15 protein-coding genes are annotated in these 16225 nt (G+C 64.4%); 5 read left to right on the top strand and 10 right to left on the bottom strand.

Annotation, left to right across the window (positions count from 1 at the left end):
- Positions 1-585: 585 nt before the first annotated feature.
- Positions 586-2880 carry an ATP-dependent helicase gene (locus ACZ1JW_RS01435; RefSeq protein WP_465141695.1) on the bottom strand — a complete coding sequence of 765 codons (2295 nt, stop codon included), beginning with the start codon at positions 2878-2880 and terminating at the stop codon, positions 586-588.
- A 170-nt stretch (positions 2881-3050) separates the two neighbouring features.
- On the opposite strand from ACZ1JW_RS01435, the gene ACZ1JW_RS01430 reads away from it, so the two are divergent.
- On the top strand, positions 3051-3677 hold the full coding sequence (locus tag ACZ1JW_RS01430; RefSeq protein ID WP_465125193.1) for a hypothetical protein: 627 nt from the start codon (positions 3051-3053) through the stop codon (positions 3675-3677).
- A gap of 128 nt (positions 3678-3805) precedes the next feature.
- Entirely contained in the window at positions 3806-5065 is a 1260-nt protein-coding gene (locus ACZ1JW_RS01425) for an MFS transporter (RefSeq protein ID WP_465141694.1), read from the top strand.
- Positions 5066-5174: 109 nt separating this feature from the next.
- Here ACZ1JW_RS01425 and rsmD read toward each other — a convergent pair whose 3' ends face one another.
- Positions 5175-5720: a 16S rRNA (guanine(966)-N(2))-methyltransferase RsmD gene (rsmD, locus tag ACZ1JW_RS01420; RefSeq protein WP_465141693.1), complete on the bottom strand. Its 546-nt coding sequence runs from the start codon at positions 5718-5720 to the stop codon at positions 5175-5177.
- Positions 5717-6529 carry a pseudouridine synthase gene (locus tag ACZ1JW_RS01415; RefSeq protein WP_465141692.1) on the bottom strand — a complete coding sequence of 271 codons (813 nt, stop codon included), beginning with the start codon at positions 6527-6529 and terminating at the stop codon, positions 5717-5719. Before ACZ1JW_RS01415 ends, rsmD begins: the two co-directional genes overlap by 4 nt.
- 184 nt (positions 6530-6713) lie before the next feature.
- Here ACZ1JW_RS01415 and ACZ1JW_RS01410 point away from each other — a divergent pair, with 184 nt between their 5' ends.
- Entirely contained in the window at positions 6714-8417 is a 1704-nt protein-coding gene (locus ACZ1JW_RS01410) for an AmpG family muropeptide MFS transporter (RefSeq protein ID WP_465141691.1), read from the top strand.
- Here ACZ1JW_RS01410 and ACZ1JW_RS01405 read toward each other — a convergent pair whose 3' ends face one another.
- The 4 genes from ACZ1JW_RS01405 to trpB all read right to left on the bottom strand — a co-directional run bounded on the left by ACZ1JW_RS01405 (position 8418) and on the right by trpB (position 12730).
- Complete coding sequence (locus ACZ1JW_RS01405; protein ID WP_465141690.1) at positions 8418-9725, bottom strand: bifunctional folylpolyglutamate synthase/dihydrofolate synthase; 1308 nt, start codon at positions 9723-9725, stop codon at positions 8418-8420.
- Positions 9726-9870: 145 nt separating this feature from the next.
- Positions 9871-10722, bottom strand: coding sequence for an acetyl-CoA carboxylase, carboxyltransferase subunit beta (accD, locus tag ACZ1JW_RS01400; protein ID WP_465141689.1), 852 nt, complete (start codon positions 10720-10722; stop codon positions 9871-9873).
- Positions 10719-11519 (bottom strand): tryptophan synthase subunit alpha, encoded by an 801-nt coding sequence (gene trpA / locus ACZ1JW_RS01395; protein WP_465141688.1) that lies wholly within the window; start codon positions 11517-11519, stop codon positions 10719-10721. The genes accD and trpA overlap by 4 nt, the downstream gene beginning before the upstream one ends.
- On the bottom strand, positions 11516-12730 hold the full coding sequence (gene trpB, locus ACZ1JW_RS01390) for a tryptophan synthase subunit beta (RefSeq protein ID WP_465141687.1): 1215 nt from the start codon (positions 12728-12730) through the stop codon (positions 11516-11518). Before trpB ends, trpA begins: the two co-directional genes overlap by 4 nt.
- Before the next feature lie 385 nt (positions 12731-13115).
- On the opposite strand from trpB, the gene ACZ1JW_RS01385 reads away from it, so the two are divergent.
- On the top strand, positions 13116-13574 hold the full coding sequence (locus ACZ1JW_RS01385; RefSeq protein ID WP_465141686.1) for an outer membrane protein: 459 nt from the start codon (positions 13116-13118) through the stop codon (positions 13572-13574).
- 166 nt (positions 13575-13740) lie between these two features.
- Here ACZ1JW_RS01385 and ACZ1JW_RS01380 read toward each other — a convergent pair whose 3' ends face one another.
- Positions 13741-14355 carry a phosphoribosylanthranilate isomerase gene (locus ACZ1JW_RS01380; protein ID WP_465141685.1) on the bottom strand — a complete coding sequence of 205 codons (615 nt, stop codon included), beginning with the start codon at positions 14353-14355 and terminating at the stop codon, positions 13741-13743.
- Between the two features lie 95 nt (positions 14356-14450).
- Here ACZ1JW_RS01380 and ACZ1JW_RS01375 point away from each other — a divergent pair, with 95 nt between their 5' ends.
- Positions 14451-14849: a DUF4019 domain-containing protein gene (locus ACZ1JW_RS01375; RefSeq protein ID WP_465141684.1), complete on the top strand. Its 399-nt coding sequence runs from the start codon at positions 14451-14453 to the stop codon at positions 14847-14849.
- A gap of 42 nt (positions 14850-14891) precedes the next feature.
- Here ACZ1JW_RS01375 and ACZ1JW_RS01370 read toward each other — a convergent pair whose 3' ends face one another.
- Together ACZ1JW_RS01370 and ACZ1JW_RS01365 are read right to left on the bottom strand one after the other, a co-directional pair.
- A complete protein-coding gene (locus tag ACZ1JW_RS01370) occupies positions 14892-15650 on the bottom strand; it encodes an SIMPL domain-containing protein (protein WP_465141683.1) in 759 nt (252 codons plus the stop codon).
- 69 nt (positions 15651-15719) lie between these two features.
- Positions 15720-16208: a GNAT family N-acetyltransferase gene (locus tag ACZ1JW_RS01365; RefSeq protein WP_465141682.1), complete on the bottom strand. Its 489-nt coding sequence runs from the start codon at positions 16206-16208 to the stop codon at positions 15720-15722.
- Between the last annotated feature and the right edge of the window lie 17 nt (positions 16209-16225).

The following is a 16225-nucleotide window of genomic DNA, read 5'->3' as shown; positions in this document are numbered from 1 at the left end:
CTCATGATGAAGTTGCAACTGACCGCTGCCACACCATGGGTGTCCCGCCACCTCGTCAGAGTAGGCGGACTTATTGGCATAGGTTTCGCAGCCGATTCTGATTTGCTTCTGGTGGCAAGTCACGATGGTCGCGGGGTTATCGATTGCGTTACGGGCGAGCTTCTAGCTCGGGACGATGATCCGCTTTTCCCGTTCGATGAAGACACGCAGATGGTGTACGGGGTAGGACCGCTAGCGGATCAGGAAGTTAGGATTGCGGGGCCGGTCTATGGCGGCACTCTACCGACAGAGACGCAAGACGGTTGGTCCTTGTTGGGAGGATTGACGAATAGCAGCGATGACGCCGTCGTTCTGCTTCCTCCAACAGCGCAAGGTGGTGAACCCCATACATTTACAGGCTTCGTCCCAGAAGTCCGCGTCTTCGGGTTCTCACCGACGGGGCGTTCTTTCGTCATCGGAACTGGCGCGGAAGTCTACACCTTCGCCCGCTAACCAGCTCTTTCGAGTCACCGTGCATCATAGCCGAACGTCAGGCTTTGGGCGAATTCGCTGGTCCAACAATAGCGCGCGACAAAGGCAACGCCCTCAAGCCAGCTTCACAAAACTATCAATCACCCGCTTCCGCCCGGCGCTTTCGAAGTCGATCTCCAGCTTGTTGCCTTCCTGCTCGGCCACGGTGCCATAGCCGAACTTCTCGTGGAACACGCGCGCGCCCACGGCGATGTCGGCGCGGGGTTTGGCGGCGAAGCTGGCGGCGCTGCGGGTGGGTTCGGCGATGCGGCGCGGGGCCGGGGTGAAGGGTTGGGCGGCGGCGCGTTGCCAGCCCGGGCCGCGGGAGGCTGCGCGGTTGGCACTAGCCTGTGCGACATGGGCAAAGGGATCGTCACGCTCGCTCCAGTTGGCGCGCCACATCGATGCGCCGCCCGAGAGCGTGGTTTCCTCCTCGATATGCTCAGCAGGCAGTTCACCGATGAAGCGCGAGGGGATCGAACTGGTCCACTGGCCGTAGATCTGGCGATTGGCGGCGTGGATGATCGTGCAGCGCCGCCGGGCGCGGGTGATCGCGACATAGGCGAGGCGGCGTTCTTCCTCCAATGAAGCGAGCCCGCCCTCGTCCAGCGAGCGTTGCGAGGGAAACACGCCTTCTTCCCACCCCGGCAGGAACACGTTGTCGAACTCCAGCCCCTTGGCCGCGTGGATGGTCATGATCGTGACCTTGTCCTCGTCGGCAGTGTTCTCGTTGTCCATCACGAGGCTGACGTGCTCGAGGAAATCGCCCAGCGTCTCGTACTCTTCCATCGCGCGGGCGAGTTCGGTGAGGTTTTCGAGGCGGCCTGCGGCTTCGGCGGTCTTTTCGGCCTGAAGCGCGGCGGTGTAGCCGCTTTCGTCGAGGATCGTGCGGGCGAGTTCGGCAGGCACCAGCTGCTTGGCGGCATCACGCCACCGTGCGAAATCGCGCATCAGCGCGGCGAGGGTGTTGCGCGCGCGGGCTGGCAGTTCGTCGGTATCGAGAATCTCCACCGCCGCCAGCGAGAGGGGGATGCCGCGCGAACGGGCATGGCGGTGGAGCTTTTCCAGCGTCTTGTCGCCAAGGCCGCGCTTGGGGGTGTTGTAGATCCGTTCGAACGCAAGGTCGTCCTGCGGGCTGGCGATCTGGCGCAGATAGGCCAGCGCGTCCCGGATTTCGGCGCGTTCGTAGAAGCGGAAACCGCCGACGATGCGATAGCCAAGGCCGATCTGGATGAAGCGGTCTTCGATGGTGCGCGTCTGGAACTGCGCGCGCACGAGGATGGCGACGCGATCGAGCGCCGCGCCCTCACGCTCAAGCCGCTCGATGTCCTCGCCGATTCGCCGCGCTTCCTCAGGCGCGTCCCACACGCCGATCACGCGAACCTTGTCGCCGCCGTCGACCTCGGTCCACAGCGTCTTGCCAAGCCGTTCGGAGTTCTCCGCGATCAGGCCCGATGCCGCGCCGAGGATGTGCGGGGTGGAGCGATAGTTCTGCTCCAGCTTGATCACCTTCGCGCCCGGAAAATCCTTTTCAAACCGGAGGATATTGGCGACTTCGGCCCCGCGCCAGGAATAGATCGACTGGTCGTCATCCCCCACCACGCAGATGTTCTTGCGGTTCTGCGCGAGCAGGCGCAGCCACAGGTACTGCACCGCGTTGGTGTCCTGATACTCGTCCACCATCACGTACTTGAAGCGCTGCTGCCAGCTTTCCAGCACGTCGCGCTCACGCCGGAAGATGTTGAGCATGTGCATCAGCAGGTCGCCGAAATCGCAGGCGTTCAGTTCGCGCAACCGGTTCTGGTAAAGCGCGTAGAAGCGCTGGCCCTTTCCATTGGCATAGGCCTCGTTCTCCAGCGCATCGAGATCGCCGGGATTGAGCCCGCGGTTCTTCCACTTGTCGATGAGGCCCGCGAGCTGCTTTGCCGGCCAGCGCTTGTCGTCAATCCCCTCGGCCACGATCAACTGCTTGAGCAGGCGCAACTGGTCGTCGTTGTCGATGATCGTGAAGTTGCTCTGCAGGCCGACCAGTTCGGCGTGGCGGCGCAGCATCTTGGCGGCGATGGCGTGGAACGTGCCGAGCCAGGGCATCCCTTCCACCGCCGGGCCGATCAACTGGCCGACCCGCTCGCGCATCTCGCGCGCGGCCTTGTTGGTGAAGGTGACGCACAGGATCTCGCTCGGCCAGGCGAGCCGCTGGCGCAGCAGGTTGGCGAGGCGGGCGGTGAGGGCGGCGGTCTTTCCGGTGCCAGCCCCTGCCAGCATCAGCACCGGCCCGTCGGTGGTCGTCGCCGCCTCGCGCTGGGGCGGATTGAGGCCATCGAGCCATGCGTCAGCATGGCCGGGATTCACGGAAACAGGGGAAGACATAGGTGAACAGATAGGGACCAAACCTCGCGCGGGCAATCGCAATCGGCCCTTCCTTCACAGCATTCGGTTCGTCGCAGACTTCTCTGCGCTCCGTCGCAGGGGCGGGAACCTGCGTAGCTGCGGGTGCTTGGCTTTAGCAATCGGGTTCAAGAAAATTCAGGAGAATTCAGATGCGAAACCTTTTTGCGGCGAGCGCGCTGGCGCTTGCCATGGCAACGGCCCCGGCCATGGTCGCGGCACAATCCACCACACCGCCGACGACCATGCCGGACTCCACTTCGCCCACCGGCACGCAGGACACAACTGCACCGACGACCGCCACCACCGGCACGTTCTCGCCCACGCCTGATCAGCAGACCCAGATCGACGCCTGGGCCGCCGAGCAGAAGACCAAGTACAATGCCTGGCCTTCGACCTATCAGGAGTATTTCTGGACTCTCGATCCCGACCAGCAGAAGGGCTGGTGGGCGCTGACGGACGAGCAGAAGGCCCAGATCTACGCGATGACGCCCGAACAGCGCACGCAGGTCTGGCCCGCCATCGTGGCGCAGGTCACCGGGCGCGCGGTGCCGTCTTCTGGAGCCACGCCTGCGCAGCCCACTCCTGGCGCGGGGATGGGCGCTACGCCCGCAACACCGGCCGAGCCCGCAACGCCGCCCTCGCGCGGCATGAGCGCTGGCATGGACAGCACGACTACAGGCAACATGACTCCGCCGCCCGCCGCGGCGATGAACAAGAAGTATCCGGTCTGCAGCAAGACCGTGACCGACAGCTGCCGCAATCGCGGCGGCGTCTGACGCGAGCAGCAGTCGTCACGTGAGAGGGGCGCCGGGGAACCGACGCCCTTTTTCGTGTGCGCAGCAGTTGACCCGGAAGGAGCGCAGCCCAAAGAGCATCACTGCGACAACAGGGGGAGAGCGCGCCGATGAGTCCGATTCGCCAGCATGGCCGCGTGCTTGCTGCCAGCCTCGTCGGCACGGCGGTCGAGTTCTACGACTTCTACATCTACGCCACGGCTGCGGCGCTGGTCATCGGACCTTTGTTCTTCCCCACCGAATCGGCTGCGGCGCAGACGCTGCTCTCGTTCATGACCTTCGGCCTCGCCTTCTTCGCCCGACCGGTGGGCGCGGTTGCCTTCGGCCACTTCGGTGACCGCATCGGCCGCAAGTCTACGCTCGTTGCCTCGCTGATGCTGATGGGGGGATCGACGCTGCTCATCGCTTTCCTGCCGACATACGCGATGGCCGGCTGGATCGCGCCCGCGCTGCTGTGCCTGCTGCGCTTCGGGCAGGGTTTCGGCCTTGGCGGCGAATGGGGCGGTGCCGCCTTGCTTGCGGTGGAGAACGCGCCACAGGGCTGGGAAGCGCGCTTCGGCTCGGCCCCGCAATTGGGCGCGCCGCTCGGCTTCTTCTTTGCCAATGGCCTGTTCCTGCTGCTGGGCCTTGGCCTGTCGGACGAGGCCTTCGCCAGCTGGGGCTGGCGCGTGCCGTTTCTGGCGAGCGCCGTGCTGGTCGGCGTCGGCCTGTGGGTCCGCCTCAAGATCGGCGAGACGCCCTCGTTCCGCGAGGCCATGGAGAAGGCCCCGCCGCCGCAAGTGCCCGTCGCGAGCCTGCTGCGCGATCACACCCCGGCGGTCGTTGCAGGCATCGCGGGCGTCGTTGCCTGCTTTGCCGTGTTCTACCTCGCCACGACTTTCGCGCTGTCCTTCGCCACGACCAAGCTGGGCTATGCCAAGCAGGAATTCCTCGGCATCCAGCTGGGCGCCAACGCCTTCTTCGCGCTGGGAATTCTCGTCGCGGGTTACTGGGCCGACAAGTCCTCGGTCCGGCGCGTGCTGGGGACTGGCGCAGCGTTGACGGCTGTGATCGGACTGGTCTTCGGCACCGGCCTCGGCTCCGGTTCGCTGCCTGTGGTTTTCTCGACGCTCGCCGGATCGCTGTTCGTGATGGGGCTGGCCTATGGCCCGCTGGGCGCGTGGCTGCCGACGCTGTTTCCGGTGTCGGTGCGCTACACCGGCATTTCGGTGGCGTTCAACGTCGGCGGCATCATCGGCGGCGCGCTGGCACCGTTCGCGGCCGCTTGGGCGGCTTCTGCGGGCGGGACGGCTTATGTCGGCATCTTCCTGACGCTTGCGGGGACGATGACGCTGGCGGGCGTGCAGTTCTCGCCAAAGCTGCGGGTCTGAAACCCTCTCCCCTTCAGGGGAGAGGGGATTGCGCAACGCCCCCTCTCAACTTCGGCTAGGCAGACAAGCTGCCAAGCCTTCGTATCTCTCCCCTGAAGGAGAGAGAGCATTACGCCTTCAACCGCATCAGCGTGATCAACGCCTTGCCGACCTTGCGCTCTGCATCGACCTCGCAGACCCGCACATCCGGCACTTCCTTGGCGGCAGTTTCGAGGCAGATCCACGTCGCCTCGCCGATCCAGCCAAGCCGCGCCAGTCGCTCGATCGCCACCGCGCCTGCGCCAGTGCCATAGGGCGGGTCGAGCAGCACAAGATCGAGCGGCTGCTTCACCGGCCCCAACGTCAGCACCGAACTTGCGCGCACGTCGCACTGCGGGGCGCAGCGCAGCGCGGCGATGTTGGCGCGGATCGTGCGGACGGCGGCGGCATCGCTTTCAACGAACACCGCGCTCGCCGCCCCGCGCGACAAGGCTTCGAGGCCTAGCGCGCCCGAGCCTGCAAACAGATCGGCCACGGCCAGCCCTTCAAAGCTGCCAAGGCGGCTGGCGAGCATCGAGAAGAGCGTCTCGCGCGTGCGGTCTGCGGTAGGGCGGGTTGTGTCACCCTCGGGCGCGCGCAAGGGGCGGCCGCGCCATTCTCCGGCGATAATTCTCATTTGGCTTTCAGCATCTTTCGGAAGCGTTCGACCTGGACCTGGGGGATTTCCTCGACCGATCCGCGCTGCAGATCGGCCAGTTCGAACGGGCCATAACTGGTGCGCAGCAGGCGCGACACTTCGAGGCCGAGGTGTTCGAGCACGCGGCGGATTTCGCGGTTCTTGCCCTCGGTCAGGGTCATCTCGATCCACTTGTTGCGGTTGGCGCTGCGTTCCAGATTGGCGTTGATCGGGCCATAGCGAACGCCGTCGATCTCGATGCCCTCGATCAGCTCTTCAAGCCGCGCCTGCGAGATTTCACCGAAAGTGCGGGCGCGATAGGTGCGCGGGATGCCGGTGGAGGGCAGTTCCAGCGCGCGCTTCAACTCGCCATCGTTGGTCATCAGCAGCAGCCCTTCCGTGTTCACGTCGAGGCGGCCGACCGGCATGACGCGCGGCGAGTCCTTGGGCATGGAATTGCGCAGGGCGGTGTAGATCGTCGGGCGGCCGGTGGGGTCGCGCTCGGCGGTGATCAGGCCTGCGGGCTTGTGGAAGCGGTAGAGGCGCGGCGCGGCAATCGGGCCGACCATCTTGCCGTCCACGCTCACCCCCTTGAGGCTGGTGAGCAGCGTAGCCGGCGTGGTGACGACCTCGTCGCCGATCTTGACGCGGCCTTCCTCGATCATCCGCTCGACCTCGCGGCGGCTGGCAATGCCCGCGCGGGCGAGCAGCTTGGCGATGCGATCACCCTCCCGCTCGGAGCCATCCTCGTTCAGCGCGCGCTTGGCAGGCACCACCGGCTGCGAGGTGCGCGGCGCACCGCTGCGCATGGAAAAAGGCTTCTTTTCGGGCGTGCCGGGCCGAGGGCTGAACCTCTTCGGCCGATCGCCGCCGTTTCTTGGGGGAAAAGTCATGGGGGTGCCCTTACGCGAGATAGCGCAATCCGTCACCCCTAGCCGTCGGCCCAAACCGCGCTAGTGTATTGGCTTAACGACAAAGGGATCGAACCTGACAATGGCATCGACAGCCACAGCCGAACCAAAGCCGCCCCGCCCCAAAGGCTGGAAGCTGCTGAAGATCGCGCTGAGTTCGCGCAAGTCCTCCACGATGTTGGGCTTCGGGTTTTCCTCAGGCCTGCCCTACGCCTTGCTTATCGGCACGCTGAATGCCTGGCTGGGCGAGGAAAAGATCGACCTTGCGACCATCGGTGTACTGTCGTGGATCGGCCTTTCGTATTCCTTCAAGTTTCTCTGGTCACCGCTGGTTGACCGCTTGCCGCTGCCCATGCTCGAGCGGATCGGGCGTCGGAAGAGCTGGATCCTCTTGTGTCAGGTGGTGCTCGTCGGAGGTTTTGCAGGACTCGCGATCACTGACCCGTCGCAGGCTATCGGCACCTTTGCCCTGTTCGCGTTTGTCGCCGCATTGGCGTCGGCCACGCAGGACGTTGCAGTCGATGCATGGCGAATTGACGTGGCCGATGAAGAAACGCCCGTCGAACTGCTCTCTTCAATCTATCAGTTCGGGTACCGTATCGCGTCCATCGTTGGCGGCGCACTGGCCCTGTTTCTGGCGGCGCGGATGGCGTGGGAGATTGTCTATCTCCTGATGGCGGGCCTGATCGGCCTGATTGTACTCGTGACGCTGCGGGCACCGGACACCCCCCGGCCAGAGCAAGGGGCACTGCATGCGGCGCTGGCGGAGCCGGGTGAACTCGCACCGCAGGCGCGGTGGCTGGCATTGGCGATCGTCGGCGCCAGCTGGGCCTGGGCAATCGGGACGATCGTGCACTTCATGGCGGGCATGTTGAGCCCGCTGCCGCCCGGCGAAAAACATCCTTCGGTTTCGGATTTCACGAAGGCCTACGCGCCGTGGATCGTGCTTGCTACAGTTGCGGTGCCGTTGGTCGTGGCGGCCATGACCAACTGGCTGAAGGCCAATCGCCATGCGGTGCTGACTGCTCCCGATCACAAGGTCACCTCGCTGCGAACAGCCGCAAATCATCTCTACGTGGCGCTGGTGTTGCCTCTTGCCGAACTGTCCGAGCGCCTGCGCTGGGGCGTGCTGGTGGTGATCGGCATGATCCTGACCTACACCTTGTGCTACAACATCTGGGGAAGCTTTGCGTTTCCGTTCTACCTTGAGGAACTGCACTACACGAAAGACGAAGTGGCCTTCGCGTCAAAGGTGTTCGGCATCTTCATGACCATCGCGGGCATCAGCCTTGGCGGTTATCTGTTTCTGCGGTTGGGCCGGATGCCGACCATTCTGATCGGCGCGATCCTGCCGGTTCTCGGGAATTTCGTATATGCCGACCTTGCCGAAGGTGCGGTCCATATCGATGCGGTCGGACGGACGCTGGGCCTCAATGTTCTGTTTGCAGCGTTCGGATTCGATGAACGCATGGTTCGCCTGCTTCTGGCGATCAGCTTCGAAAATGTGTCGACGGGCATAGCTGGTGCTGCCTTTGTCGCCTACCTGTCGGGGATCGTCAGTCGCAATTACACCGCTGTGCAGTATGCCTTGCTTTCATCGATGACATTCCTTGTCGGATCTTTGGGGCGCGGCATCGCAGGGGATACGATTGACCGTTTCGGCTACCCGGTCATGTTCCGCTGGACAGCGGCAGCCGGTGCCGTGGCCGTGGTGTTCGTCCTGCTGGAATGGGTTCGGGCAACGCGTGAGCGGAAGGCCGAACCTGCCGAGCCAGCAGCAGCCTGATCAGTCCGGAATTTCCTCGTTCAACCGCAGCACTTCGCCCGCAAGGTAGAGAGAGCCGACGATCAGCACGTCGCCCTCTGAGGGAAGCGCGGCAATCGCTTCGGGCACGGTCTTGAAGCTGCCTACGGGCAGGCTCGTATAAGGCGCGAAGTCCTCGGGCCGATGCGCCTCGTGTCCCGGCGCGGGGACGACCGAGATCGACAGCGCCCGGTCTGCCAGGGGCTTGAGGATCGCCGATGGGTCCTTGTTCGCCAGCATCCCCATGATCACGTGGACCGGCGGCTGGCTCTCCAGATGCCGGGCAATGGCGAGGCCTGCGTCGGGGTTGTGCCCGCCATCGAGCCACACGGTGCGCCCGCCTGCGAGCGTCGTCAGCGGTCCCGCCCCAAGCCTCTGCAGCCGCGCGGGCCAGCGCGCATCGACGATGCCCTTGCCAACTGCGCCAAGCGTGACCTGAACCGCGCGCTGGTGGCGGATCATGGCGACGGCCAGCGCCGCGTTCTCTGCCTGATGCGTGCCGGGGAGGGCAGGCAATGGCAGTGGCAATTCGCCGTGCTGGTCGCGATAGAGGATCGAGCCTGCAATCTCGGCATCCCAATCGCGCCCGCGCATGATCAACGGCGCACCGATCCGCGCTGCGGTCTCGGCCACGGAATCAGCGGCGATCTGCGGATAGGCCATCGTCACCAGCGGCACGCCGGGCTTGGCGATGCTCGCCTTCTCGAACGCGATCCGGGCGAGCGGCACGGTCGGCACGCCTTCTTCGGGCGCAAGCAGGAACGCCTCGTGATCCATGCCCAGCGTCGCGATCCCGCACACCGCAGCGGTCGGCATCACGTTGGTAGCATCGAGCCTGCCGCCAAGCCCCGTCTCGATCACGCAGGCGTCGGCGGGATGTCGTCCATAGGCGAGGAAGGTGGCAACCGTCGTCACTTCGAAGAAGCTCGGCTCCAGCCCTTCGCCCGCATCGAGCACTTCCTTGAGCAGCGCGGCAAGCAGCTCATCCTCGATCAGCTTTCCAGCAATGCGGATGCGCTCGTTGTAGCGCACCAGATGCGGCTTGGTGGCGGAATGGACCGTCAGCCCTTCGGCTTCGAGAATATAGCGCAAGTAGCTGCAGGTAGAGCCCTTGCCATTGGTCCCTGCGACATGGAACACCGGGGGCAAGTGGTCTTGCGGATTGCCCAAGCGCGCGCACAGTTCGCGCACCGTATCGAGGCCGAGGCGGCCTGATGGCAGCGAAAGCGCCCCCAACCGGTCAAGCTGCGCCTGAACCGCCGCGTTTTCGGAGATCGCGAAGTCTTTCAAGCAACCCCTCCGTCATTGGCCTCGCCAATGCCACCTCCCCATTTGCATTGCATGAAAATGGGGAGGAACCGTGCTGATCCTCCCTGTTTTGGCGAAGCCCAAACGGGGAGGGGGACCGCCGCCGAAAGGCGGGGGTGGAGGGGCCTTACGCCGCCGCCCTGCCCGCCATCAGATAGTCGATCACCTGCGCCAGCGTCACCTTCAGGTCGCGGCGGTGGGTCACCATGTCGACCATGCCGTGGGCGTGGAGGTATTCGGCGCGCTGGAAGCCTTCGGGCAGCTTTTCGCGGATCGTGTCCTGGATCACGCGCTGTCCGGCAAAGCCGATGAGCGCGCCCGGCTCGGCGATCTGCACGTCGCCGAGCATGGCGTAGCTTGCGGTCACGCCGCCGGTGGTCGGATCGGTCAGCACCACGATATAGGGCAGGCCCGCCGCGCGCAGGCGGGCAATGGCCACCGTCGAACGCGGCATTTGCATCAGGCTGAGAATGCCTTCCTGCATGCGCGCGCCACCTGCGGCGGTGACGGCGATGTAGGGGCACTTCTCGCGCACCGCACGCTCGCATCCGGCGACGAAGGCATTGCCCACGGCCATGCCCATCGATCCGCCCATGAACGCGAATTCCTGCACGCCGACGACGGCCTTCTGCCCCTCGATCTTGCCGAACGCATTGGTCAGCGCATCGGCATGCGGGTTGGCCGCGCGGGCGGCCTTCAGGCGGTCTACGTACTTCTTGCTGTCGCGGAACTTGAGCGGGTCTTCCTTGACCTTGGGCGCGGGCAGCAGTTCGTAGCCAGCGTCGAGCAACTGGTCGAACCGCGCGTCGGCACCGATGCGGCCATGGTGCTCGCAATGCGGGCAGACCGAGAGGTTGTCCTCATAGTCCTTGGTGAACAGCATCTCGCTGCACGAAGGGCACTTGATCCAAAGGTTGTCCGGCGTGTCCCGCTTCGGCGTGAAGGGGAGCGCGTTGCGGACCTTGTTGAGCCAGCTCATGCGATTTCTTTCCGGGCAGAGTGGACGGCAGCGGCAAGGGCGGCGGTCAATTCCTTTACCGGCTCCGCCGCATCCGCGCCATGCTTGGCAACCAGATCGACCAGCGCCGACCCCACGACGACGCCATCGGCAACCTTGGCGATGGCTTCGGCCTGCTCGGGCGTGCGCACGCCGAAGCCGACGGCAACCGGGATCGTCGCCGAAGCCTTGATCCGCGCCACGGCCTCGTCGATCGAGGCCTGCGCCGCCTGCTGCATGCCGGTGATACCGGCGACCGACACGTAATAGAGAAAGCCCGAAGAGCCATCGAGCACGGCGGGCAGCCGCGCCGCATCGGTCGTCGGCGTGGCGAGGCGGATCAGCGAGATGCCAGCATCGCGCAGGGCAGGGCCCAGTTCGGCATCTTCCTCAGGCGGAATGTCGACGCAGATCACGCCATCGACGCCAGCCTTGACACACTCGGCGGCAAACCACTCCGACCCGCGAATGGTCATCGGATTGGCATAGCCCATCAGCACCAGCGGCACTTCGGGATGGCGCGCGCGGAATTCGGTGGCGATGCGCAGAATGTCGGCAGTCTTGGTGCCAGCGCCCAGCGAGCGCAGATTCGCCAGCTGGATCGCCGGACCATCGGCCATCGGATCGGTGAACGGCAACCCCAGCTCGATCACATCCGCCCCGCCTTCGACGAGCGCGTCGAGGATGGAGGCGGTGGCGTCAGGCGTCGGGTCACCGCCGGTGACGAAGGTGACGAGGGCGGGGCGACCCTTGGCGAAGGCGTTGGACAAACGGCTCACAGCGAAACCCCCAGATGCTCCGCCACCGAGAAGATGTCCTTGTCGCCGCGGCCGCAGAGGTTGGCGAGGATGATCTGGTCCTTGCCCATGGTCGGCGCGAGTTTCTTGACGGCAGCAATTGCGTGGGCGGGTTCCAGCGCGGGGATGATGCCTTCGGTGCGGCAGAGAAGCTGGAATGCGTCCAGCGCTTCCTTGTCGGTCACCGAGGTATAATCGACGCGGCCGATTTCCTTGAGCCATGAATGCTCAGGGCCAATGCCGGGATAGTCGAGGCCAGCGCTGATCGAGTGGCCTTCGGTGATCTGGCCGTCCTCGTCCTGCAGCAGGTAGGTCTTGTTGCCATGGAGGATGCCGGGGCGTCCGCCTGCGAGGCTGGCGGCGTGTTCCTTGTCCAGCCCGTGGCCCGCCGCTTCCACGCCAAGCATCTTCACGCTGGCATCGTCGAGGAACGGGTGGAACAGGCCGATGGCGTTCGATCCGCCACCGATGGCCGCGACCAGCACGTCGGGCAGGCGGCCGGTGCGGGCGAGCATTTGCGCGCGCGCTTCCTTGCCGATCACGCTCTGGAAATCGCGGACCAGTTCGGGATAGGGGTGCGGACCTGCTGCAGTGCCGATGATGTAGAACGTGTTGTGCACGTTCGCGACCCAATCGCGCAGCGCCTCGTTCATCGCGTCCTTTAGCGTGCCTGCGCCCGCCGTTACCGGCACCACTTCTGCACCCAGCAGCTTCATGCGGAACACATTGGGGGCCTGGCGGGCAACGTCGGTCGCGCCCATGAAGATCACGCAAGGCAGGCCGAAGCGCGCGCAGACCGTGGCGGTGGCAACGCCGTGCTGGCCCGCACCGGTCTCGGCGATGATCCGCGTCTTGCCCATGCGCATGGCGAGCAGGATCTGACCGATGCAGTTGTTGATCTTGTGTGCGCCGGTGTGGTTCAGCTCGTCGCGCTTGAACCAGACTTGCGCTCCCCCAAGCTCTTCCGTCAGCCGGGGCGCGAAATAGAGCGGGCTCGGGCGGCCGACATAGTGTTCGAGCAGGTCGTCGAACTCGGCCTGGAATGCCGGGTCGGCCTTGGCCTTGCGATATTCCTGCTCAAGATCGAGGATCAGCGGCATCAGCGTTTCGGCGACATAGCGGCCACCGAACTGGCCGAAGTGGCCGCGTTCGTCGGGCTGGTTGCGGAAGCTGTTGGGAGTCTGCGCGTTCATGGGTGTGGCGCTTGGCAGAGCCTTTGCGGAAAGTCCAGATTTGCCATGCCCATTTGCATTGTGAGGCCCTTTGGGGCAGGGGCGCATGCTGCATTGCGGAAACCTGCACAGACCGTTCATGTGCGGGCAATCTGTCGCAGTCTAGAGCGGTCTGGCAACGTCGTGAAGGCGGCTCCGAAAGGGGTCGCCTTTAGTCGTTATAATAATGGCCAAATAAATCCTGAAAGTAACAGGATTTGTTAGTCTGGCTAATGTTGCAGCGATGTCACATTTTGCCAACGATTTGTGTTTAATGTGATTTTCGTCATTGTCACTGAACCAGGTCGAAACTACCTGATCCCTCGCCACCTTCACAGAAGGGGCCAAAAAGTCAGGAGTAAAATCTATGCGTCTGGTTCTTATCTCTCTCGCCGCCTCGCTTGTTGCGGCTACCCCGGCTCTCGCCAACGAAGCACGCGTCGAAGCACGCGGCGGCGCCATCTGGGGCTCCGGTCAGACCGAAGCGATCGCCGGCGTTGCTGCTGGTTACGACTACGACCTCGGCAAAACCGCGTTCGTCGGTGCGGAAGTCACCGCCGACAAGATCCTCACCAGCGGCACCAAGGTGACCTTCGGCTTCAACGGCCGCGTTGGCGCCAAGATCGCTGAAAACGGCAAGCTCTACGCCGTTGGCGGCTACAACACCGAAAACTGCGACCTGTGCGATGGCACCTGGACCGCAGGCGCTGGCTACCAGCACTCGTTCGGCAAGCTCTATGGCAAGGTCGAATACCGTCACTCGTTCGTGAACGACGGTTTCCCCGACTTCGACGCTGTCGTTGCCGGCCTCGGCGTGAAGTTCTGATCGAACTTCGCGACAAGCGAAATGAAGCGGGCGGCCTCGAAAGAGGTCGCCCGTTTTCGTTTGGGTCGGTCGTTACAAGCGCCCCGCTTTTTCGCTCCCCTCCCGCAGGCGGGAGGGGTTGGGGGTGGGCTTGCGACGGCTGCGTCAGGCGCCCTTCGTTTGAGACTCAGGCCGTCCGCGCGTTGAAGCAGAACGTCCGAATGCGCTCGGCATCCTTCACGCCCGGAGCACTCTCGACGCCGGACGAGACGTCTACCAGCGTCGTCCCCGTCCCGCGCACAGCATCGGCCACGTTCGCCGGAGAAAGCCCGCCCGCAAGGCCCCACGCCAGCGGTCCCTTGTAGGCCCGCAGCAGGTCCCAGTCGAACGCCAGCCCCAGCCCCCCTGGAAGCGCGGCACCCTTGGGCGTCTTGGCATCGAACAGGATGAAATCGGCCACGCCCGCATAGGCATCGGCCTTGGCCACATCGCCGGGGCCTGCCACCGAAACCACCTTCCACACCGGTTTGCCGAATCGTGACCGGATGGCAGCGATTCGCGCAGCGTCTTCGCTGCCGTGCAACTGGATCACATCGAGGCTCGCTGCGGCAACTGCATCGGCCAAAGCGGCATCATCGGCATCGACGAAGACGCCCACCCGCTGCAGCCGTCCCTCAGCCTGCCTGGCCAACGCCGGAGCATTTGCCAGCTTCAGGAAGCGCGGGGAGGGCGGGAAGAAGTTGAACCCGACATGGCTCGCCCGCGCCTCGATCGTTGCGGACAGCGCATCGCGGGTGGTCACTCCGCAGATCTTGATCGATGGAGATTGGGCTGACACAGTCGGAACAAGGCCTTCAGGAGGAGTTGATCGATATGCGGATGATTGCCGTGGCTTCCATGGCCATGTTTCTGGCCGCTTGCAATGTCTCCGGATCGGGCAATGGCGGTCAGATCAAGCTGGCCGAGGCCGAGGCTGTTCGGTTCCACGCACGGCTCGATGCCGGAAAGTATCACGATATCTGGCAGGCTAGCAGCGACGTGTTCCAAAAGGCTGCGACAGAAGAGCAGATGAACCGTATCTACACCGCCGTCTCGACCAAGCTTGGCAAGGTCAAGACGTCGAAGCAGGTGCAATGGCGGGAGAACTGGGGCACCGCCGGGCACCTCGTCGAAATCGTCATGGACACGACCTTCGAGAAGGGGACAGGGATGGAAACCCTGACGTTTCTCGAAGAAGGGCAGCGGCTCAAGCTTGCCGGCTACCACATCAATTCCACCGACATGATGCTGAACTGACGGGGATCACACAGTGCCGGTGATCCCCGCGAGCCTTTCCGTTTACATTGCTGCCAGCTCGTAGCTGACGTTGACCGTCACCGTCATTTCCAGCTCGCCAGCTGCCACGGGCGTGGCACTTTGCGCCATCGCCTTGTCAGCACGTGCGAACAGCATCGGCGGCTGCGGCGGGGGAGCCCAGCCACCGTTCTCGGAAATCGACAGAATGCGCACCACGCGCAGGCCCGCGGCCTTGGCATAGAGCTCGGCCCGCGCCTTTGCCTTCTGCATGGCCTCGATCCGGGCCTCGTCCATGGCTGTGCCGGGGTTGTCGATCTGGAAGGCAGGGCCGTTCACCTGGTTCGCGCCTGCCGCTACCAGCGTGTCGATCACCTTGCCATACTGGTCGAGCTTGCGCTGGCGCACCGAAACCTGATTCGCCGCCTGATAGCCGATGATCACCGGGTCCTGCTGCTCGTAGGAGCCATCGGGCAGGCGCTTGGGCTGGCCATAGACCGGGTTCACCGAAAGGTTGCTGGTCTGGATATCGCGCTCGGCGATGCCCGCCTTCTTGAGTGCGGCGATCACCGCGGTCATTCGCTGGGCATTCTCGGTCAGCGCTTCACCTGCCGTCTTGCCCTGCGTCGTCACGCCTGCGGTAAACACCGCCAGATCGGGCATGCGGGCAGACTTGCCCTCAGCCGAGATGCTGAGCAGCGTGTTGCCTGCTGCGACAACCGGTCCGGTCGACATGGTCTGCGCGTTGGCGGCAAGGGGGGCAAGCGCTGCACAGGCAGCGGCGAGAAGGAATGCACGTTTCATCAGGGAGGCTCCCGTAAGTGTCGTTGTCGCACGATGTGGGCAAACCGACGTTACGCAGCGATGAACCGTTCAGCGCAGGCTTCGTTCCAGCACCACCATGCGGAAACGGTCCTCTCCACCATGGGGAAAGGGCCGCGTCTCGCCGGTGCGAACATAGCCCCGGCGTTCGTAGTACGCGATCAGTTCAGGGCGCGCGTCGATAACGGTCATCTCCATGACCGCTGCGCCGAACGCCTCTGTCGCCATATCCTCGGCATCGGCAATCAGCGCGCGGCCAAGACCCTCAGCCTGCAATTCCGGATCGACGCAGAGCATGCCGAGATAGGCGCGGGCCTCTCCGACATCGGTGATGGTCACTGTGCCAGCGAACTTGCCGTCGATCTCCGCCAGCAACACGCGCGAGGCTTCCGAGGCAATCGTCTCGGCCAGTTCCGCATCACTCGTTCGCTCGTCGTAAAGCAGATCAGCTTCGCTCGTCCAGCCCCGCTTCGAGCTTTCCCCGCGATAGGCGCTTTCGACCAGCGCCCGTAGCGCCGGAACGTCGCTCGCTTTTGCCAACCGGAACCGGATCATGG

Source organism: Novosphingobium sp. BL-A-28-Hi1-0D, from assembly GCF_055521755.1.
Note: the sequence above shows the minus strand (reverse complement) of the source record. Positions and strands in the feature narration are given on the sequence as shown.